The organism is Microbulbifer salipaludis, from assembly GCF_017303155.1.
GTDB classification, from domain to species: Bacteria; Pseudomonadota; Gammaproteobacteria; order Pseudomonadales; family Cellvibrionaceae; genus Microbulbifer; species Microbulbifer salipaludis.
Genome location: NZ_JAEKJR010000002.1, coordinates 2026018 through 2048924 on the forward strand (window position 1 = coordinate 2026018; position 22907 = coordinate 2048924).

General features: G+C 58.2%; 12 protein-coding genes. 3 read left to right on the plus strand and 9 right to left on the minus strand.

Annotated elements, in window-relative coordinates:
- Nucleotides 1–32: 32 nt before the first annotated feature.
- Nucleotides 33–704: a histidine phosphatase family protein gene (locus JF535_RS14290; protein WP_207003267.1), complete on the minus strand. Its 672-nt coding sequence runs from the start codon at nucleotides 702–704 to the stop codon at nucleotides 33–35.
- A gap of 192 nt (nucleotides 705–896) precedes the next feature.
- Here JF535_RS14290 and JF535_RS14295 point away from each other — a divergent pair, with 192 nt between their 5' ends.
- The 3 genes from JF535_RS14295 (at nucleotide 897) to JF535_RS14305 (ending at nucleotide 9154) form a co-directional block, all read left to right on the plus strand.
- Nucleotides 897–1787 (plus strand): LysR substrate-binding domain-containing protein, encoded by an 891-nt coding sequence (locus JF535_RS14295; RefSeq protein ID WP_207003269.1) that lies wholly within the window; start codon nucleotides 897–899, stop codon nucleotides 1785–1787.
- 221 nt (nucleotides 1788–2008) lie between these two features.
- Nucleotides 2009–4039, plus strand: coding sequence for an NADPH-dependent 2,4-dienoyl-CoA reductase (locus JF535_RS14300; RefSeq protein WP_207003849.1), 2031 nt, complete (start codon nucleotides 2009–2011; stop codon nucleotides 4037–4039).
- Between the two features lie 300 nt (nucleotides 4040–4339).
- Entirely contained in the window at nucleotides 4340–9154 is a 4815-nt protein-coding gene (locus tag JF535_RS14305) for a CapA family protein (protein WP_207003270.1), read from the plus strand.
- Nucleotides 9155–9199: 45 nt separating this feature from the next.
- On the opposite strand, the gene JF535_RS14310 is transcribed toward JF535_RS14305, so the two are convergent.
- The 8 genes from JF535_RS14310 to JF535_RS14345 form a co-directional block, all read right to left on the minus strand.
- Nucleotides 9200–9895 carry a TIGR02466 family protein gene (locus JF535_RS14310; protein WP_207003271.1) on the minus strand — a complete coding sequence of 232 codons (696 nt, stop codon included), beginning with the start codon at nucleotides 9893–9895 and terminating at the stop codon, nucleotides 9200–9202.
- A 65-nt stretch (nucleotides 9896–9960) separates the two neighbouring features.
- Nucleotides 9961–12051 carry an acylphosphatase gene (locus JF535_RS14315; RefSeq protein ID WP_207003272.1) on the minus strand — a complete coding sequence of 697 codons (2091 nt, stop codon included), beginning with the start codon at nucleotides 12049–12051 and terminating at the stop codon, nucleotides 9961–9963.
- Nucleotides 12051–13001 carry a transglutaminase-like domain-containing protein gene (locus JF535_RS14320; RefSeq protein WP_207003273.1) on the minus strand — a complete coding sequence of 317 codons (951 nt, stop codon included), beginning with the start codon at nucleotides 12999–13001 and terminating at the stop codon, nucleotides 12051–12053. The genes JF535_RS14315 and JF535_RS14320 overlap by 1 nt, the downstream gene beginning before the upstream one ends.
- Before the next feature lie 23 nt (nucleotides 13002–13024).
- On the minus strand, nucleotides 13025–14335 hold the full coding sequence (locus JF535_RS14325; protein ID WP_242523840.1) for a beta-barrel domain-containing protein: 1311 nt from the start codon (nucleotides 14333–14335) through the stop codon (nucleotides 13025–13027).
- Nucleotides 14335–16602 carry a type I secretion system permease/ATPase gene (locus tag JF535_RS14330; protein ID WP_242523841.1) on the minus strand — a complete coding sequence of 756 codons (2268 nt, stop codon included), beginning with the start codon at nucleotides 16600–16602 and terminating at the stop codon, nucleotides 14335–14337. The genes JF535_RS14325 and JF535_RS14330 overlap by 1 nt, the downstream gene beginning before the upstream one ends.
- On the minus strand, nucleotides 16599–17825 hold the full coding sequence (locus JF535_RS14335) for a TolC family outer membrane protein (RefSeq protein ID WP_242523842.1): 1227 nt from the start codon (nucleotides 17823–17825) through the stop codon (nucleotides 16599–16601). The genes JF535_RS14330 and JF535_RS14335 overlap by 4 nt, the downstream gene beginning before the upstream one ends.
- A 420-nt stretch (nucleotides 17826–18245) precedes the next feature.
- The gene (locus JF535_RS14340) at nucleotides 18246–21272 is read right to left on the minus strand and encodes a BapA/Bap/LapF family prefix-like domain-containing protein (protein WP_207003278.1); all 3027 of its coding nucleotides are present in this window, start codon (nucleotides 21270–21272) and stop codon (nucleotides 18246–18248) included.
- Between the two features lie 259 nt (nucleotides 21273–21531).
- Nucleotides 21532–22878, minus strand: coding sequence for an MDR family MFS transporter (locus JF535_RS14345; RefSeq protein WP_242523843.1), 1347 nt, complete (start codon nucleotides 22876–22878; stop codon nucleotides 21532–21534).
- Nucleotides 22879–22907 lie beyond the last annotated feature (29 nt).

Consider the following 22907-nt stretch of genomic DNA (forward strand, 5'->3'; position numbering starts at 1 on the left):
CGTTATGTTCCCTTGTTATTCTCTTTGGGTTCTCAGCTGTAAGTAATGAAGGTGCGGCGTTCGCGGTTGTCCAGATGCGGGACGTGATTGAAACTGTGCAGCGTCATACCACTGCGGCCGGCAAAAAAATGACTGACCGCGGTATTTTTTATCTGCATGTTCAACTGCGTAACACTATGGGACGGCGCCCCCAGTATTTGCCGCACCATCATGGCAATGGCCCCGCCGGAACTGACGACCAGCGTGCGGCCTCCCTTGGCACCCGCCGCCAGCACACCCAGCACTTCTTCAATGCGTTGTTCGAACTGCTGCCAGCTTTCCGTCCCCTCAATTTCGCCAGCAGACCAGGCGTGCATGGCCAATTTCAGAAACCGGTAATAGTCCCCCCGCGCGGCCCCGGGCGGTGGCGCGGCCTTCGGGTTCTTTTCGCCAAACGCATGCATTATGTGCTTGAAATCAAACTCATTGAGCTGGGGGAGCTCTTGCACCCGATGACGATCCAGCCCGAGCCCCTCACAAATACCCTGGGCGGTTTCCCGGTGGCGCCTCAGGTCACCACTGACAATATGATCGAACGGTTGCTCTTCTCCCGCCCAGTGCTCGCCCAGCCAGCGTGCTTGCTGCCAGCCAAGCTCCGAGAGCTGATCGTAGTTGTCGCTGCCAAACGAGGCCTGCCCGTGGCGCACAACGAAAATTTCTGGCACTGCCTGTCCTCCCCTGTTGCGGCACCGTAATGGATACGCTGCCGCATGCGAATTACGGCGCGGGTGACTCACCTGCGCATCTTGCCGGGGATAAAGCTAACGATTCCCCATGGATCATCAAAGTTTATTATGTAAATATCCAATCATTCACAGTGGTGATAATGAGCCCCAGGGGTGAGGAGAGCCTGAACCGTGCAATTACAACAAATTGATATGAATCTCTTCCCGGTGCTGGATGCCATCTACAACACCCGTAATCTGACCCGGGCGGCAGAGCGCCTGCACATTACCCAGCCGGCAGTGAGCAACGCCCTGGCCCGCCTGCGCCGGGCACTGGACGATCCGCTGTTTATTCGCACCCCCAGCGGTATGAGCCCGACACCACTGACCGAGAGCATCATGCCCAAGGTGCAGCAGGCACTGGCGCTGCTGGGAAGCAGTGTCACAGAGCACCACCGGTTTGACCCGGCCACGGCGCAGCGGACGCTGCGGGTTTCGATGAACGACATGGCGGAGACCCTGGTATTACCCCAGCTACTGGAGCACCTGCAGGCGGTGGCACCGGGGATCAGCGTGGAGTCTTACTATGTGCCGCGGGATCAGCTGGTGAAGGAGCTGGCGGCCAATAGTCTGGATTTTGCGCTGGATGTGCCGATGATTTCTGCGACCCAGTTAAACCAGTACCGTCTCTCCGCAGACCGCTATCAGTGCATGGTTCGCCCCGATCACCCCCTCGCGGGAGCCTCTAGCCTGACGCTAGAACAGTATCTGGCCTTGGAGCATATCCACGTATCGAGCCGCCGCAGCGGCCCGGGCATTGCGGATATCGCACTGAACAAACTGGGAAGGCGCCGCAAGGTGCGGTTGCGGGTACAGCATTACCGGGTGGCACCACTGGTGGTCCTGAAAACGGATCTGGCGCTGACGGTACCGGTGAGTCTCGCCCAGCAGTACCCGGCCAAGCGCTTCGAGCTACCCTTTCAAATCCCCCAGATGGACTGGCACCTGTTATGGCATCGCAGTCAGGATGAAGACGACGCCCACCGGTGGCTGCGGGAGCAGGTGCTCAACCTGCTTGGCTAGGGTTCGAGTTGCCCAGTGCTTGTCTTGATATGCGACAGCTTCAGTGCAATGAAAGCCAGAGCTTTCGGTTGGATTGGTCACTGCCTGCTATGTGGGAGACTTGCTATCCTTGATCGATATATGCAACTTTTTGCATAGTGAAACATCGAAAAACGGACATCGAACAGACAGTATCAGGCCTCGTCGGCATACAAGAGTCGGACAAAAAGAGAATGACCACCATGACAAACGCCTATCCCCACCTCCTCGCTCCACTGGATCTGGGCTTTACCACCCTGAAAAACCGCGTCCTGATGGGCTCCATGCACACCAACCTGGAAGAGCACCCGGGTGGTTTTGACCGATTGGCGGCCTTCTACCGTGAGCGCGCCCGCGGTGGCGTTGGCCTGATCGTCACCGGCGGAATCGCCCCAAATGAAGAAGGTGGGGTATTCCAGGGATCATCGAAGATGACCACCGTGGAGGAAGCCGAGGAGCACAAAGCAATTACCGCAGCGGTTCATGATGAAGGCGGCAAAATCTGTATGCAGATCCTGCATGCGGGCCGCTACGCGTATAACCCGAATCTGGTCGCACCCTCGGCCATCCAGTCGCCAATCAACCCGTTCACGCCCAAAGCATTAAGCGACGAAGAGGTTGAACAGCAAATTGAAGACTATGTGCGCTGTGCCGCCCTGGCCAAGGAAGCGGGCTACGACGGCGTGGAAGTGATGGGCTCCGAGGGCTACTTCATCAACCAGTTTATCGTCACCCGCACCAACCACCGCGATGATCGCTGGGGCGGCAGCTTCGAAAACCGCACGCGCCTGCCCATTGAAATTGTCCGGCGGATTCGCGAAGCCGTCGGCGAAGACTTCATCATCATCTACCGACTGTCCATGCTGGACCTGGTGGAAGGCGGCAGTGATTTTGACGAGGTGGTTGCCCTCGGTCAGGCCATCGAGAAGGCCGGTGCCAGTATCATCAACACCGGTATTGGCTGGCACGAAGCGCGAGTGCCGACCATCGCCACCAGCGTGCCGCGCGCGGCATTTGCCGACATTACCGCCAAGGTCAAACAGCACCTGAGCGTGCCGGTGATCACCAGCAACCGCATCAATATGCCCCAGGTGGGCGAAGATGTACTGGCCGCCGGCAAGGCCGACATGATTTCCATGGCTCGCCCCTTCCTGGCGGATGCGGAGTTCGTCAACAAGGCGGCCGAAAACCGCGCCGATGAAATCAATACCTGTATCGGCTGCAACCAGGCCTGCCTGGACCACACCTTCGAACTGAAGCTCACCTCGTGTCTGGTCAACCCGCGCGCCTGTCACGAAACCGAGCTGAATTACCTGCCGGTACAAACGGCAAAAACCATTGCTGTGGTTGGTGCAGGGCCCGCTGGCCTCGCCGCATCCACGGTCGCGGCAGAGCGCGGTCACAAGGTCACCCTGTTTGAAGCCAGCGACAAGGTGGGCGGCCAGTTCAATATTGCCAAGCAGATTCCCGGTAAAGCGGAATTTGAAGAAACGCTGCGCTACTTCAAGCGCAAACTGGAACTCACCGGTGTCGAGGTGCGCCTGAACACCGTCGCCACGGAAGAAAACCTGAAGGGCTTCGACGAGGTCATCATCGCCACCGGTATTTCCCCGCGCACCCCACCCATTGACGGTATCGACAATGCCAAAGTACTGACCTACCTGGATGTGCTCAGAGACAAAAAACCGGTGGGCAAAACCGTGGCCATTATCGGCGCCGGCGGCATCGGCTTCGATGTGGCAGAGTACCTCACCCACAGCGAAGACCACGCCGACGAGCTGATTGCCAGCAACAAAGACGAGTTCTTCGACGAGTGGGGCGTGGATATCGCACTGGAACACCGTGCTGGCCTCAAGCCACAACAGCCGGTAACCAGCCCACGGCAGATCTTCCTGCTGCAACGAAAAGCCTCCAAAGTGGGCGCGGGCCTCGGCAAGACCACCGGCTGGATTCATCGCACCAGCCTCAAGCACCGCAAGGTGCAAAACCTGGCCGGCGTGACCTACGAAAAAATCGACGACCAGGGCCTGCATATCCGCCTGGGGGATGAGCAAAAGCTGCTCGAGGTCGACAACGTAATTATCTGTGCCGGCCAGGAGCCCCTGCGCAAACTGCACGACCAACTGCAGGCACGGGGTCAATCCAGCCACCTGATCGGCGGTGCCTTCGAGGCCGCCGAGCTGGACGCCAAGCGCGCCATTGATCAGGGTTCTCGCCTGGCCGCAGAACTTTAATCTCCACTTAGCCTGGTGCGGGCAACGACATTCCGGTTGCCCGCACGTTCTATCCCCTGACATCCCCTGAAGCCGGTTTAACATCGCGCTCTCTCCCCCTGCGCACCCTGCGCCAGCGCCGCAACTGTCCTTCCCTCGCCCGGCAGAACCCGATCACCAAATCTATACTGGATGATACGGATTGATCTGCCAGGGATGCGCGCCAGTCCTCCGCGATACGCCGCAAGCTACGTTTCTTGCACGGTGGTTGTGGCCTTCCCTGCTCGTCACAATAACGACCGACAGGAACGTATCTGCGCCATGGCCAACCCCAACTCCTTGTCTGATTTACTGTCCCGTGCACGCCCGAAGGTAGAGCGGGAACTGCAAAACCTGCCGCCCCCCTACACGCTGTTTTTTTCCATCAGTGATGGCAAACAGCGAGCCAGGGTGTGCCACGCGCGCGGCAAAGACCTCGACGCCCTCTGGCGCAAGCTTGCCGCCCAGGCCCGGAAGCTGCTCGCATCGGCAAAGATGCACGGGCGCTGGCTGCGTATCGACTGGGTAATGCACGCCGAGCCCATGGACTGGCGCACCCTGCGGCAGAAATTCGAAAATACCAAACGCGGTTACTTCCGCTATGGGCTGGCACTGGACAGTGATTGGAAAATTGCCTTTCTGGAGCAGGAGCTCAATGGCAATGCCATGCTGTACGGAGGCAATAAAGTGGCCTACGCCACGGTCAATGAAAGCCGTTTCCGCGCCTATACCAACCTGCGTTTTGGCCGCAAGACGCCGCTTAATTTCGATGACGATACCCCGGTCACCCGCCTGCATATGGAAGGCCTGTTCGTCGATGCCAACACCGACCCGCAATTACTGTACGGCCCCGGCCGCAATGCCGGACGCCGGCGGATCGACACACTGGATGAGCCAACGGCCTATCACGTGGTTGACACCAGTACCCGTTATCTCGCCTCCCAGGTATTGAAAAGTGGGCGCTTTGAATACGGCTGGCATTGCTGTTTCGACCGCCCCATTGGCACCTACAACACACTGCGCCACGCGAGTTCTACCTACGCCATGACCGAAGGCTGGGAAGTGAACCGCGATACCCACACCAAGCGCGCCATCGACCGCGCGCTCAATTACCTCACGCAAAAGCTCATCAAAACCGCGCTGTTGCCGTCGGGCGAAGAAGCCGCCTTTCTGGTGGAAGCCAATGGCGAAATTAAACTCGGCGGCAATGCGGTGTGCCTTCTCGCGCTGGTGAAATACATTGAGCTCAACGACAGCGACGCGGTACGGGATCAATACACCGGGTTACTGGAGAAACTGGCGCTAGGTATCCGCTTTATGCAGGACCAGGCCACCGGCAAGTTCGTGCATGTACTGCAGTACCCGGAACTTACCGTCAAGGATGAATTCCGGATCATCTACTACGATGGCGAAGCCGCTTTTGGACTGATGCGGCTGTATGGACTGACCAAAGATGCGCGCTGGCTGCACATTGTGGAAACGGCCTTTGAATACTTTATTGCCAACAACCACTGGCAGGCCCACGACCACTGGCTCAGCTACTGCGTCAATGAGCTGACCCTGTATCGCCCGGAAGAACGCTACTACCAGTTCGGCATACAGAATGTGGTTGGCCATCTGGACTTCATTATCGAGCGCATCACAACCTTCCCCACCCTGCTGGAGTTGATGATGGCCGCCGAACGGATGGTTACCCGGCTTCGTCAGGAAAAAACATTTTCCCATCTGCTGGCGCAGTTAGACCTGGACAAGTTCTACCACGCGTTGCATACCCGCGCCATGTACCTGTTGAATGGCTATTTCTGGCCCGAGTACGCGATGTTCTTCAAGAATCCGGCGAAGATCGTCGGCAGCTTTTATATTCGCCACCATGCGTTCCGGGTGCGCATTGACGATGTAGAGCATTACCTCTCCGGGTTTGTGGCCTTCCGCAAATATCTGCTGAACGGCGGTTGTCCAAAAGACATCGGCCCCTATCAGCAAATGCCGCCGGTGCCGGCACTAAACGAAAGCCGGTTATCCACCCTCGCCTGGGGCGGCGATGTAAACCTGGCTCGCCGCCAGCACTACCGCACCGAGCAACTGGGCGAAGAGCAGGTCCTCGGTCGCATTCCCGCGCTCAGCAATGCGGACCTGAGTCTGGTCAATCTGGAATGCGTCGTCGCCACTACCGGTGAACAGGGCGTCGACAAGGGCGAGAAATCGCCCTACTACTACCGGGCACGCCCGGAGATGCTGAAACTCCTGTGCAGGGCCCAAATCGACGGCGTCACTACCGCCAACAACCACAGTGGCGACTACGGTAATCAGGCCCTGCTGGAGCAGGGCTTCTGGCTCAATGCCGTAGGCATCGGGCACACGGGCAGCGGCGCCAACCTGGAGGCGGCACTGCAGCCGCTGATTCGCCCTGCGGGCGATCTGAACGTCGCGATCTTTTCACTGGATGCAACACAGGCAACCTTTGCCGCCGGCACCCGCCAACCAGGATGTGCCTTCCTGTCGCTGCGCAACCCGCAAGCCTGGGCACAGCTGCTGCAACCGCGCATCGCCGCCGCACGCCGGCGCGCACACGTCGTTGTCGTCGCGGTGCACTGGGGGGACAATCTGGAAACCGAACCCGGTGCCGCAGAAATCGCCGTGGGCCACCAGATTATTGACGCCGGTGCGGATGCGGTGCTCGGCACCAGTGCGCATATTCTACAGGGCATTGAAATTTACAAGCACCGGCCAATCATCCACGATGCCGGCGACCTGCTGTTTGACTCGGTGCGCAAAACACTGAAAGACAGCGGGATTTTTCAACTCTCCCTCAGCCATCGCGGTGTCGAGAAAGTGCTCTTCTTTCCGGTGGGTTCCGGGTTCGGCTTCAGCCATCAACTCACCGGGCTGGGTGCCGGCGCGGTCACCCAACGTTTCGCCGAACTGTGTGCGGCACTGGGCACCAACCTGCAGCCCTTGCCGGATGGCAGTGGGCAAATCCTGCTGACACCACCGGCCCGCGCGCAACATACCCTGCCCGCTGCCCCCGGAACACAAACGCATCCGGAAAAGCTGGATAGTATTCAGCGCCCACTGCATCCGCACTGGTTTACCGATCAGGTTCCACTAGATGCACGCATTACGCAGCGGGACTTCGGACCGCTGCGCTTGCTCGGGCTGCGTTACCGGCCCGCAAACATTGAACAGCGCCGGCTGCTGTTTGTGGAAACCTTCTGGACACTGAACCCCGAGCGGCAGGCACCACTCACGGAGAACTTGCGGCTCGATATCCGTGCAGTGCCGATCCAGGATCCACAGGCACACTGCTGGGGAAAATCCATGGACCACGACCCCTGCGACTGGCAGCTGCCCACTAGCCGTTGGCAACCAGGGGTCATCTACCGGGATTTTTATGGCCTGCGCCCGCCGGCCAACAAACATCTGCGCAACGGCGACCTCCGCCTCGAGATAGGACTGATCGGGCCGGAGACACAACTTCGCCCGGTGCCCGTGCTCGAATCTCCCATACCGGTGAACATCGCCGGATTACCGGAAAACCCCAATACCATCGACGGGCGAAATCCGCCGGTCTATCGTAGTGAATTCCCCCCCTGTGCCTTCGAGCACACCCCCGGTCAAACCTGGAATGCACAGCAGCTGGCCGAAATTACCGGTGGCCAGTGGATCGTGAAGCCACCGCAGGGCTGGTATGTACGCAGCGTGGTTTCCGGGCAGAGTTTTATCGCACAGTCCCTGAATCCAACGCTGTTTGTGGCCCACCGAAGCAGTGACCGCGCCTATCATGAACGCAGCTCGCTGAGCAAATACACCAAATGGGACCTGCACGATAAGCTGCCCGAAATCGTGCAGCAGGCCGGCGCCCGGCTCGGTGCCGTGATGGTAGAAAAACCCGTACCGGGACTGCCGCCGGAGTTACCCGTGCTGCAGGTCAGCGATCCGATTCAGGCGATCGTGGAGCTGGGTCTGGCGGCGCGGCAGCGCTACCAGGGTGATGTCATCGCCGTGACCGGCACCGCAGGAAAATCCTCCACATTGAAAATGCTCGGCACCATGCTGGGCGGCAAAGAAAAGGTTCTCACCAGTCTGGGCAACTACAACTCGCGGGTAGGCGCACCCTCAATGCTGGCCAGCCTGAGTGCGGACCATCAGGCTGCGGTGATCGAGGTTGCCCAGAGCGCATTGTGGATGCGCCAGGGCCCGATCACCCGGCGCATTCAGCCGACCATTGCCCTGATTACCGGTATCGGCGTTTCGCAAACCACCAGCCAGGTAAAAACCACCCGGGATACGGCCAAGTGGAAATCCCGAATCTTCGATGGGTTGAGCGGCCGCGCGGTGGCGATTGTCGGTGAGCACCTGTTGCACTTCGACTACATCAAAAAGCAAGCCAGCCGTTTCGCCAAACGGGTGATCGTCTTCGGTCGCAGTGAAGCTGCGGAAGTGCGGATTACACGTATCGATGCAGATAACTTGAGTAGTCGGGTAACCCTGCAAATCGCCGGTAAACAGCTGCAGTTTACCGTGCCGGCGCCGAGCCTGGGGATGGTCTACAACGCGGTGGCGTCTCTGTGTGCGGTGTATGCCATGGGCGAATCTGCCGAGCAGGCAGCCGAGGCCCTGCAGAGTTTCGTTCTCGACGAGGGGCACCTGGACCAGGGAACACTCTACCTCCCCGACGGTGAGGTGCGTGTGATTGATGACAGCTGGAATGCGACCGTCAGCTCAATGCTAAATGCATTCTCGGTGCTTGCGGATACACCACTTTCCGGGAATGGAAGGAAAATTGCCGCTCTGGGACGCATCGTGCAGCTGGGTGACCAGGCCGCGGATTTGCACCGCAGCCTTGCGCAGCCCCTGATCGAAACCGGTGTACAGCTGGTGGTGACCCACGGTAGTGAAATGCAATTCCTTCGCGACACATTGCCCGAGTCCCTGTTGGGGCCACACTTCTCGACTGCGGAAGCGCTGGCCCGCTATCTCGCGGACGCGCTGCGCCCATCCGACCTGCTACTGATCAAGGGTTCCCGACGGGACTCCGACTTCGGTTCACTGCCGCAGCTTCTCAAGCAGTTGATGGCACGGGAGGAGCCCGCCTGACGCGGCGCTTCTTCCCGTACTTTGGTTGGGTTGGGATTGATATGGCTAGGACGATGGCGCGTCCGTCTCCGCCATTGCAAACTGCTGTGCCTTTTGCAATGGCAGCATCGTGCCCCCGCGACGTTTTACCGACTGGCTTTCGATTTTTACATTAAAGGCGATACAAATACGCAGTGAATCGTCTTCCACCGGATTCACATAGTGGAGCAGCCAGTGCGGGAAAATCACCAGCCGGCCAGCGCGGGGCACCACACGCACACGGCTGCCGAAGCTGCTATTGGGGAGCTCCGCCTGAATGCACAGCATCCGCGGGTCGAGAAACTCAATATTGCCACTACTCACGCTTTTCTCTTTTACCAGGTCGGACTTTACGTAATATACACCCGACCAGGTACAGGATTCGTGATTGTGGATTTTGCGATAGCTGTCTGCGCGCGACACATTCGCCCAGGCGTGCGCCAGCATATCCTGCGCTTTCGGATTGTACTTCTGCTTGGTCGCCTTCAGGGTAATTTCCTTGATGCCGTTGATCACCCATTTCTTGAAAAGAGCGATTTCTTCATATGGCCACTCGAGAAAATCTTTCTGTGAATCCCAGCTGCCGATATTCGACCGTTTCATCCCCGGCGTGCGGGATTCCATGTCCAGGATGATCTCCATGAGCCGGTGATTGACCGGTCCGGACTCCTCCATATCGCGCACCAGAATGGGAGTGCTGAATGCGGTCCTGATCGTATGCATAGTCTTGCCTCAACTATTTCCTGCCAGCTTCCCTGCAACCTTCCCTGCAAGGTAAATAAAACCGATTATCCAATGATGTTAAACCGGGTTTTACCGGTACAGGGTTGTTCGCTGCGTTCTACAGACTCGACCCTGGCCAAATCCGGACCCTGCCGGCACAAGGCGTCGAGGCTGTCTATGGCCGCGGGCGTACCCTCCAGCACCGCCTCCAGTATGCCAACGTCATTTTGTTGCCGGTTGCGCGCCCAGCCACTAATACTGTGCAATAGTGCTTTGTTTTTGAGCCAGCGCCGAAACCCAACCCCCTGAACAGCACCGCGAAGTACAAACCGTTCGCACACTTTCTGTACCCGGGGCTCCATCTTCAATGCGGACCGAACCAGGGCACCGGCAACATCGCGGCCATCGCCCTGATCCGGGAAGTGATGCCAGTAGAGCCTGGGATTACATACTGCATCGGTGACCTGCCACGGTTGCTCTCCCATGTCCCGGCTGATATCCGCCGCATACAGGTCGATGCCGACGAAGGGCGGATCGAAAATGGCCGTCAGGGTCTGATCAATAATCGGCAGCACACTCGCATGCACCAGGTCACCGACCTCAATCCGGGTACTACTCTCACCCCGTTCCCCAGGGCGAATTAACAGGGCCGACACCAGCTTCCCGTCGATCACCAGCAAGCGAAAGCGATGCAAGCTCTGCCGGTTGGCGGCTTTGTAACCGGCGCTGGCTGGCAGTATGTCATCCAGCCAAACGCGGTTGCGGGTCACCTTCCGTGAAACCATGCGCACACCTTCCGGCATGCCACTCAGGAAAAGGCACTGGCGGGTCGGCCCGACAAGTCGAAATACATTTTTCGACAGCGGTTCCACCGGTACATTCTGCGCATAGGCCGCCTGCTGTATCAGGCTGACCTGAGATGCCTCGCCTTCGGAAAAGACCTGTTCGTAGTGATGACTGGCATAGGACTCTGCCAGCGCAATGACGGGCTCGGCATGCCCGGTGGCGAGCCCGGCGCCCTCTGGCGAAAAAGCCTGCGCGATCAATCGATCGGGCACGTCAATGGCACGACCATAGGAAGGAAAGACTGCATCACATATCCCGGGATTGGAATTGACCTCAATGATGTACCCACGGGGTGAGCCCGCCTTCCACACCGAGGGAGCAACCTGAATCAGATCGACACCCACCTGAACCAGACCGGGAAAACACCGCGCGGCCCGCTCCGCGGTGGTCAGCAAATCCTTGTGCAGATGGTCAAATACCTGCACGGTTTCACCGCCTGCCGATGTATTCGCCACACTGGCGAGCTGCACCTTTTCACCGGCCGCCGGCACTGTATCCAGCGAGATACCTTTGCGCTCCAACAGGTCGAACCGTTTGATCAGATCGAGACGGAGGCTCGGATTTTTCTTTCGCACCGCATTCTTTTTATCCACCAGCACGCGAATACTGTGCTGCCCGTCGCCCACCACATGGGCCGGCTCACGCACGTAAGCGGCTTCTGCCTTCCCGGCAATCACAATGATCCGAACATCCTGGCCAACAATATTCTGTTCCACAACAACCGTTCGGCTCTCCTTGCGGGCAAAGGTCCAGGCGTTGGCAAACTCCGCTTCGTCAGCCACCCCGCTGGTCACACCTAGCCCCGACGAACCGTTAGCGGGCTTTACCGTTACTGGCACTCCGGCCTGCTGAAAGAAATACAACGCCGTTTCATAGTCCTGAAAGACACCACCGGACGGGACTGGCACGCCCTCAGCCGCCATTATCTGCTTGGCAATGTGTTTCTGCCGGGCGCAATAAGTGTAAACCGCCGAATTGGCTGGCGAGTTTTGACGAAAAATTACCCGGCGTTGCCTGTTGAATACTTCAAATATCAAACGGCGGTGGTACCGGACATCCAGCCCTTTCGCCACCGCCGCATTGCAGAGCAGCTGGATGCCTATGTCATCCTGGCTGTGCAACAGCGGGGAAGAAGAGTAATCGTTTTCAGCGCACGCCTGCATGATCGCAGCGACCGGTAGCGCTTCCTGTGCCGCACTCCGCGAACCGGGGTCCGCGGTGGTCGCTGTGCCCTGGTCTTCGCCCACGGCCGCACCGGGAGACCTCGTCGGATCTGTAGCAGCCTTTTGATCACCAGTCATCTCGTGCATTACTCTGCTCCCTGCATTTCCAGGATACGCCACTGCATATCCACATCGACCTCCCCCCGACGCTTGCTGACGCCGCGAGGAAAAAGGTTCGACCAGACCCAGACAGAATTTCGGTTCAGTACGATTTTGCTATGACTGCCCACACCGAATCCGTAGCCAAAACGTGGGTCCAGCGCGAGATTCGCGTCCACGGGTATCCAGCGGCCTTCCAGATACACCTCCGCCGCATGGTGGTTTGGCTGGCTGAACTCGCGGTGCTCGGTAAACAGGAACTCGGAAGTCATACGCGCGGGATAGCCCATAGCCCGGGCAATCGCCACGAACAACGCCGCATATTCGGTACAGTCACCTTGGCGCGCCGATACCGCGTACAGCGCACCGCGAGTCGACTGTCGGCGGTATTGAATCATTTGTTGGGGGGTTAGAAATGCGGCGCGCAGACGCGCCTCGGCATCGGCGTAACTGCGCTCAATATGGCGCGCGAGCCGCACAATTTCATCGGCTTCGGATTCGATGTATTTCGCGGGCCGAGTATAGACATCATGAGGGCGCGGCTGGCGAGGGCGTCGATCCAATTGCTGCGTGCTGGCGTGCAGCTGATAGTCTTGTACCAACAGATCAAAATAAATTTTCTTTGTGGACGTACTGCGTGCCGGAATCGTCCACTCCAGCTCCACATAATCGCCGGCACTATGCTTGAAAGGCTTGCGCAAAAAGCGCTGCACGTCATCGTGACGGATACCCAGCAGGCGCTGCTGCATGTGGCCCTCAACGGGCACAGCCACTCGATGCACATAGCCCTCAATCGGCTCTGCGGTACCATTCTCAATGGTGATTTCGGCAACCAGCGTCAGATACTGCGCATCGTTTCGGGTATCCGCAGATAGCCGGCTCGAGGCGGCCAATACCACAGGAATCAGGGGCAATAAGGCAATGAATTTCCACAACATTCGGTTTCCTACCCTGGCCGGGATCAGCGCTCACGCAACGCCTCGCCGGCCTGATTGAAGGGTTTCACCAGATAATCGAAAACGGTCTTGGACCCGGTGCGCACATCCACCGTTGCCACCATGCCCGGGACAATCGGAAACTCCTTGCCAGCCCGGTTAAGCAGGCCGTCGTTCTCGGTAAGAATCAATACGCGGTAAAAGTACTCACCGGGCCGGGTTTCATCCTGAATCGTATCCGGTGAAATACTGGTCACCTTGCCATCCAGGCCACCATACACCGAAAAGTCGTAGGCCGTGATTTTCACCTTGGCATCCTGCCCGGGATGAATGAACGCGATATCCCGCGGCGATATTTTTGCTTCAATCAGGAGGCGGTCATCCAGCGGTACAATTTCCATCAGGCGGCCATTGGGTGGTAGAACACCGCCAATGGTTGTTATTTCAATGTCATTGACGATACCGCGGACCGGAGATTTCAAGGTAAGCCGCGTGAGGGAATCCGAGCGCCCTTCGATCACCGAGCGCAGAGCTTCTACCTCGGCGCTCACCGATGCCAGCTCCTCGCGGGCGCGCACCATATACTCCGAGCGCACATCCTTGATCTTCAGGTCAATTTCCGATTTCTGGCGACTCAAGCGCAGGACTTCGACATTGCTCGCCGCACCGGAACTCACCAGCGAACGGGTAATGGATAATTCGCTGTTAATCAGATCGCGGGATTCTTCGAGGCTGCTGAGCGAGTCACGCAGGCTTTTCTGCCGGGTCTGGTAGAGCCTGCGCTCCTTGGCAATCAATTCACTGTGCTGCTGCAAAGAATCGGGAAAGGCCAGCTCGGTACCATTGACCTCTGCACTCAAGCGCGCCGCACTGGCCAGTGCCGCACGGTACCGCGCTTCACTCTCCTGCACATTGGAACGTACCTTGGTGGGATCCAGCTGTGCCAGGATCTGCCCGCGCTCGACAATGTCCCCCTCGGAGACATTCAAACGCGCGAGAATCCCGCCCTCCAACGACTGGATCACCTGCGCCCGGGATGTGGGAATCACTTTTCCGGCGCCCTTCGACACTTCATCCACCGTGGCGAAATACGACCAGGCAACAAAGCACGCCAGTAACAGGAAGAAAATCCAGATTACGCGATTAGACCTGGCCAGACGGGAGTCGTCCGAATCTTCGCTGTAGTGGGCACCGGCATTGTGAAAGTCCGCTTCCAACATCGCCACGTTCGCGGCAACTGCCGGTGTCCCGGCTCGGTTACTGATGGCGGACTCATGTCCCGCGAGTGCATTGTCTTGCGCATTCTTGTGTACCTGCTGAGGTTTGCGTTCCGACATCAGCTCACCTGCTCGTCTTTACGGCGCCTGCGCGCATCCGTGGATGCCGATGCTTCGCCCTCATTGGTCGAGGCCGTTGTGTCTCGTGCATTGGCCTGAGCCAGTTTTTGCAGGGCGATGGCTTTGGGTTCGTCCAGAATCAAGCGGCCGTTTTCCACCACCAGAACGCGATCGGCCAATTGCAGGGTACTGCTGCGATGGGTGGCAAAAATCAAGGTCCGTCCCTCGGCCCAGCGTTGCAGCTTCGCGATAAAACGCTTTTCGGTGAGGTCGTCGAGGGACGCGGTGGGTTCATCCAACAGCACGATATGTGGATTGCGGATAAACAGCCGCGCCAGAAGCAGTGACTGACGCTGGCCACCGGACAAACCCAGACCGCCCTCCAGAACAAGGTGTTCCATCCCTTTTGGCAGTTTGCGGACAAATTCCAGCGCCCCGGACATATCCAGCGCTGCAAGAATTTCCCGGTCCGTCGCCCCGGGCGCGCCCAGTGTCACATTTTCCCGCAGGGTGCCGTGAAACAGGTTGGCATTCTGGGTGAGCAACCCGATGTCCCGTCGGATATCTGCCGGGTCGATATGCGCCAGGCTGACGCCATCGAGGGTAATTTCCCCGGCACTCGCCTCCATAAAGCCCGAAAGTGCCTGTAGCAAGGTTGACTTGCCTGCACCGTTGCGCCCAAGAATGGCAATTTTTTCCCCGGCCTTGATCCGCAGGGAATCCACTTGCAACGCCGGTACACCATCGTCCCCGGCAGAATATTTGAACGCCGCCTGTCGCAACTGGTAGTTGCCGCGAATGGAAGGCAAATGCACCCGGCGACTGCCCTCCGGATGATCCACTGGCAGGTGCATGATCTGATCAAGCCCCTTGAGCGCATATTTTGCCTGCTGCCATCGGCTGAGCACCTGCGTGATCTGCGACATGGGCGCCATCATTCTGGACCCGAGAATGGAGGCCGCCACCAGTGAGCCAGTGGTCATATCCCCGGCCATCACCATCGGCGCACCAAACAGCACAATCAGCGCGAACACCGAGGATTGCACATTGTGGGTCCAGGTCACCAGGCGACCGATCAATCCGCGCAAACGCAGATTGGATTCTGCGGTGACCGCATTGTAATGATTCCATTGTTGCTGAAAGCGCTGCTCCGCCTGCAACGCCTTGATGTCTTCCATACCCTGTACAGTTTCCACCAACATGGCATTGCGCAGGGAGGATTCACGAATGGATTCGCCAGCCAGCCGAGCTAGTTTTCGCTGGGCAAGCAGGCCGGGAATAATCAGTGCAGCAAGCGCTGCGAGCGGCACCAGCGCCAGCGGGCCGGCGATGTACCACATGAAAAAGAGAAACAGAAAAAAGAACGGCATATCCGCCAGAGCAAGAATGGTGGTGGACGTGACCATTTCCCGCACGCGCTCCAGTTCCCGGATTTGGGAAATAAAGGCACCGGTGGACTTCGGTCTGGCACTATTGCGCAGGCGAACCGCGTGCCCATAAACCAGATCGGATACACGAATATCGGCGCGCTTACCCAGCAGATCGGTCACCCGGACTCGATTGACGCGCATGATGAAGTCAAAAATCACCGCAATCATCACCCCGCTAAACAATACATACAGGGTGGGAGTAGATTCCGCGGGGATGACCCGGTCGTACACCTGTTTGGAGAACAGAATACCGGCAAGTGCAAGCACATTCGCCACGGTAGTGGCGATCATGACATGACCGTAGGGCTTGAGATCCCGCAGAATAATGGAGCGGAACCAGTGTTTTTCCTGCGGCTTGACGTAGTCGTCCACACGCGCGTCCGCAACATTATTCGCCGGTCGCAGAATAACGACCGCTGAGATCTGGGCGACCAGCGCATCCGCTTTCAGTTGGGATATCGCCCCCTGGTCTCCGCTAAACGCAACGGAAAGTTCTCCTTTACCATCCGACGCTTCGATGACACCCAATTGACCATCGCGCAATTGAATGACCAGGGGCAGTCGCCATGGACTCAGCATACCTGCCTCAAAGTCACAAAATTTCGCCACCAGGCCAGCTTGCCGCGCCATACTGCGCACCACATTTTCGACCGGTTCCGCGCTACCCCAATGGGAAGCGATGCGGACATTTTCTTCGGAGAACTCCAGCCGGTAGTGCTTCGCCACCGCCACAATCGCGGTGCGCCAGGGTGCGTACTCTATACCTCCACCTGACATCTGCGCGTTTGCCTGCGAGGATGCCCCTGCCTGTTCCTGCGAATGTGGCGTTTCCTTCATGGCAGAACTTCCACCCCTTGTATGGCGCGCCCCTGAAGATCAAAAGCACTGCGTATTTCACCCACGGTGTACAGGCAGTCGACGTTTAACTGGTACAGGTCATACTGAGTATTACTCTTCTCGATCCGTGCCTGCTGCACTTCCTCTTCCGAGTTCAACAGCTCGACCAATGTGCGCGTTCCGAGTGCCGAATACTGTTTGCGATACAGGTCCCGCGTTTCTTCGATGGCGCGAAGCCGCGTGTCCAGAATATTCAGGCTGCGCTCCAATCCAATACTCTGGCTCTGCGCGATACGCAGGTCCCTTGCCACCGTCAGCCTGGCACTGTCCTTGGCGGCCTCAGCCGAGCGCATGGCAAAATTCGCCGCGTCCCGATTGGCGTAGATGCGCCCCCCCTGGTAAATCGGCATCGAAAGGTTCAGGAAAATGGCACTCTCGTTATCATTGAGTGCATTGGTATCAATATATTGCTGATCGAGATAGCGGTTGACGCTGCCATCCAGAGAAAGGGTCGGCCAGGATTGTGCGCGCGCTTCTTTCAGCTGCGCCACAGCCTCAGCGCGCTCCGCCTCCGCCAGCAAAACGGCTGGAGCCGTATTGGCCAGCATGGGGTCAATCATGCAACCACTGACCACAGGTTGCGGAACCCCATTGGTCAAGGCGACTGGCTGCTCTGTGCCCATCAAGTTCTGCAGAACACTGCGCCAACGATTCAGTTGTGCGAGCGTCTGCTGACGGTTGGCTCGGGCAGATTCGATACGTGCCTGCGCCTGCAACACATCCGAGCGGGAGCTGGCTCCACGCTTGTTGCGCATGGACACCAACCGAGAAATGGATGACACCCCTTCCACCTGGGCATCGGCGGACTCCACCAGGGCCTGGTAGCGCATTACCTCAAGCGCTGCCTGAGCGGTGTCTCGCGCAATGGTATCGATCTGTTGCAGCACCCTCGCCTGGGATGCACGTGCGCCCGCCGTCGCCGAATCGATGCTTCCGGAGATTTTTCCGAAGTCGTAAATGACCTGCGAAATATACAGCTGTACCGCATGCCCTTCGCCATCACCATCGTTCTCCGTGTCATAACCACCGACAACGCCAAGACTCACTTGCGGAAAATAGCCGGCGCGTGCTGAGCGAATATTTTGCTGCTGACGCTGGAGTTCACCCACCGACTGCCCCACGGCCGGGTGCCAGGCCACTGCTTGCTGAACCGCATCCGTCATCCCGATGGTTACACCAGCGCTGCTGGCAGATATACCGGGATTCAACGGTTGCGCTGAATAGAGCGGACTGACCGTTACCTCGCCTTGTAGGCGACTCGGGCTAATTGACTCGAACGCGGATTCATTTGACGGGTCGGCAAACGCTGGGGAAGACAGCGCGACAATAACCGCGATCAGCAACCGGAAGGCGGAATAGGTTTGGCGGCCTGGAGAACACTCAGCCGTCCCTAGCTTGAGAATCGTGTATTGGTGACTCACTGTTATTCACTTGTTCGTGCTGCGTACGGACCACTTCCTGTAGATCCCACACCCAACATTTATTGCTATTGGTGCTTAAAGTTTAGCCCAATAAAAAAGCACCGGGTTTTCAGCCCGGTGCTTGTGGCGCCCAAAAAATCTGGGCCAGTTCAGTGAAGCGCGTTACAGATCGTGATTCCCATTTTGAGACCAAAGGTCCCTCATTGGGTCATCCATATCTGGCGGCAACATCTCCGGAGTATCACTCTGCTGGAGGAATTCACCCAGGTCCTGACCGAGGGAATCACTCATTCCCAATCCTGGCAGTGGATCACTTTCCAGGTAGTCAGCCAACAGGTCTTCCAGCGTTGGTGGTGACTCGAGCTCGCCCGCTGAGGAGGAGTCGTGGCATCCACAGTCTTCTCCGTCGTCGGCGATCTGCTCTGCCAGCTCGATGATGTCGTCAAGCGCATCTTCCAATGCCTCTTGCAGAGCAGCCTCGAGCATCGCTTCAAGTTCCGGGTTGTCGTGCAGCGCACTGCTGTCGACATCCAGATCTTCAGCCAGGGCAGACGTCATGCTCGATTCTACCATCGACATTTCTGCATCATCACAGAGGTCGGCCACGTCGATCGAGCCAGAGACACCATCGCCTCCCACATTTCCGGATGGATTGGTGGGCCAACCCGCGGTCGTGACTTCATTGCCATCCGGGTCGTAATGCCCATTGCCAATGCCATCAGACCCGGCCTTGATGATGTAGGGATCTCCAGGGCCATCGACATCGACCGCAGAGCCGTACTCTTCCTCGATGCAATCGTAAAGTGACTCTGGGTACTTGGGATCCTTGATGTCAGCGAACTCGCCTTCAAAGCCCTCAACCTTAATCACCCTGCCGTCTTCCAACCGGAACGCGACGTAGGAGATACCGCTGTCGAGATCCGAGTCGGCATCTGCGTCGGCGTCCGCATCTGCATCCGCATCTGCATCCGCATCGGCATCGGCATCCGCGTCGGCGTCCGCATCGGCATCTGCATCCGCGTCGGCATCCGCGTCCGCGTCCGCATCGGCATCGGCATCGGCATCGGCATCCGCATCCGCGTCGGTGTCGGCGTCGGCATCCGCATCTGCATCTGCATCGGCATCTGCATCGGCATCTGCATCGGCGTCGGCATCAGCGTCGGTGTCGGCATCCGCGTCGGCGTCCGCATCGGCATCTGCATCTGTATCCGCGTCGGCATCGGCATCCGCATCCGCGTCGGCGTCGGCGTCGGCATCGGCGTCGGCATCGGCGTCGGCATCGGCATCGGCGTCGGCATCGGCGTCGGCGTCGGCATCTGCATCTGCGTCGGCGTCCGCGTCGGCGTCCGCATCGGCATCCGCGTCGGCATCGGCATCCGCGTCGGTATCGGCATCCGCGTCGGCGTCGGCATCCGCATCGGCGTCGGCATCCGCATCCGCATCGGCGTCCGCGTCGGCATCCGCATCCGCATCGGCGTCCGCGTCGGCATCCGCATCAGCGTCCGCATCTGCATCGGCGTCCGCATCGGCATCCGCGTCGGCATCCGCGTCGGCATCCGCATCGGCATCTGCATCTGCATCGGCATCAGCGTCCGAATCTGCGTCCGCGTCACATTCGATATCAATGTCGATGTCTATATCGATGTCGATTTCACAATCGCCATCCTTGTGACTGCCGGACTTTTCAATGTCCACATCGACGTCGATATCCACTTCATAGCCGTGGAAATCAAATTCGTAGCTGAAGTTGTAGTCGGCGTCGGAGTCAGCATCAGCGTCCGCATCTGCATCAGCGTCTGCGTCTGCGTCTGCGTCTGCGTCTGAATCGGCATCGGCGTCGCACTCGCAGTCGATGTCAATATCTATGTCGATATCGATATTGATGTCGCAGTCGGCATCCGCATCCGCATCGGCGTCGGCATCGGCGTCGGCATCGGCGTCGGCATCGGCATCGGCGTCCGCATCCGCATCCGCATCGGCATCCGCATCGGCATCCGCATCGGCATCCGCATCTGCGTCGGCATCCGCATCGGCATCCGCATCGGCATCGGCGTCGGCATCGGCGTCCGCATCGGCATCGGCATCGGCATCCGCGTCGGCGTCGGCATCGGCATCGGCATCGGCATCCGCGTCAGCATCCGCATCCGCATCCGCATCCGCGTCGGCATCGGCGTCAGCGTCGGCATCCGCATCGGCATCCGCGTCGGCATCCGCGTCGGCGTCGGCGTCGGCATCCGCATCGGCATCTGCATCGGCGTCGGCATCTGCATCGGCATCTGCATCGGCGTCGGCGTCGGCGTCGGCATCCGCATCGGCGTCCGTATCCGCATCTGCATCTGCGTCGGCGTCCGTATCCGCATCAGCATCTGCGTCGGCGTCCGTATCCGCATCAGCATCTGCGTCGGCGTCCGTATCCGCATCGGCATCCGCGTCGGCGTCCGTATCCGCATCGGCATCTGCATCGGCGTCCGTATCCGCATCTGCATCCGCGTCGGCGTCGGTATCCGCATCGGCATCCGCGTCGGCGTCCGCATCGGCATCTGTATCCGCATCGGCATCCGCGTCAGCGTCGGTATCCGCATCCGCATCCGCGTCCGAATCCGCGTCTGCGTCTCCTTCGGGTGGTGGCACGGGCACCGGCGGCTCTGGCTCCGGTGGCGGTACGGGCGGATCTGGAGGGGGCGACGGCGCGGGTGGTGATTGTGGCGGGGGCGGTGGCGGGGGCGGGGGCGGTACAAACGGCTCGAATCCGCGACCGCTGGAGTCATCATCCGCTGATGCTGCGATTGCGGCGATACCTAGTGCCGCCAGGCCCGCCCACACCCAGGGGCAGACGTACTCCCCTCCGGATGGAACCACGCCTGCCAGGTCCGCACTGCTACTGACCTGGGCCATGGAAAAAATGGAGCCATCTGCACCCTGCTGAGCAAGCATCACTGTGCCCGACTGCGGATCTTCAATAAAAAGATCACTCTGGGTACTGGTGGCATCCGCCAAATAAAAGTTTGCGATCGTGACTATTTCGCCGTTATCCAGCTGAATAATCAGATCGTCACCAGCCCTGGAGAAAGAAACAATGTCTTCTTGTGCCAGAGCAAGCTTGACGAAACCTGGTGAGTTTAAAACCACGTTGGTGGAATCAAACGAACTCAGGACGCCGCTCGACTTATCGACTACCTGGGTTTGCATCCTGCCTACCTACTCACTTCCCACCATCCACTGATGAGATACTGACCAATGTTGACGAAGCAGTACCCAAACCCTCAGCAAGAGTACAAACTTCACTCTAAATGCCCATTTTTTAATCAGGCATATATTGGTATGGATGAGTTATTCAGATTCTTCAAGCAATCAGACGCTAAATGAGAAAGGGAATATAAGTCTCTGCAGAAAATCAGGCGCCGAATCGACAATAAAGACGACCAGCACCTGAACCCGTTCTCACTAGTTACAGCGCCGCTGGCCCATTCGCGGGCTGTCCACTGACTGGCGCGGCGATACGTTTCTCCCCTTCACTCAATCGCTTGCTGTAGCGATAGAGCATCAGGACAAGGCCACAAAACACAAACATGCTCCAGTAGAGAACACTTCCACCAAACCACTGAATGACATAGCCGCCAACCAGTGGTGCGCTCGACCAGCCAAACGTATAAAAAGATGCAGCACCAAAGTAACTGCCCCTCAGATGATTTGGAGCCATTCTGTCTATCTGAATACTCATGGTGGGAAACAAAACTGCTTCAGCAATACTCACCACAAACGTCGCGCCCAGCCAGCCGTAGAGCCAGTGAATGGGGTTCAACGCGAACCAGGCTTGGCCCAATGCAAGAATAATGACGCCGATTATCATCCGCTGATTTACATCCAGCCGGCCCATGACACGCAACAATGGGAACTGCAAAAGCACAATGGTCATGGCATTGATCAGGATCATGCCCGAGATCAGCCCCACTAAAGATGGCGCCTGCATTTGCGTCAGGTACTGAACCAGGCTGGTATCAAAATGTGCGTAGATAAATAACGTCAGCACATTCGCCAGTACGATCACGAGGAATACACGGTCCTGGCGCAACACTTGTAACGTCTCTGCCAAACCACTGGCGGCGTGCTGTTGTCGACGGGACTGTTTTCCCGCTACGGAATACTGGAAGCCCCATACAAGCCCGATGCACAACAACAAATAGCTCAGCGCGGTCAGTCCGAAGGTGGACTGTTGCGCGCTGATACCTGCCCACACACCAATGATCGGGCCCAGAGCCGCGCCCACATTAATCAGGAAGTAGCGAAATTGCAGTGCCAGTTCACGACTTCTGGCATCAGGTATCAGGTCCCCAAAGAGTGCACTCGCAGGTGGTTCCCAGATTGAGCGCCCTATAGAGCAGAGGGTGATCGCAATCACAAAAGCCATCAGGGTTTCAGCCTGAGACAAAATCACGAAGGCAACGGTATTGATCGCAGTGCCGAGAATCAGCACACCCCGCCGACCATAACGATCTGAAAGTGCACCGACAAAAAAACCGAGCAGCGCGGACGCCATGGCTGACGCACTGAGAATCACACCGATCACACCGGGTCCCAGTGCAAATTTCTCGTGCAGCAAAATAGCCAGGAATGGCCACACCATAAAATAGGTGCCGCGACCAAAGAAGCTACCCAGTAAAATAATCCATATCAGGGGCGGTAAGCCGTAAAGTGATTGCCACCATTGCCTGTCCATTGCCGTATCTCCCAATTCATCGGCACAAAAAAACCCGGAGGGCAGAACCCTCCGGGTTTTCGCCTGAAGGGTTTTCATCTAACCCTCCAGCACATATAAAAATTGTT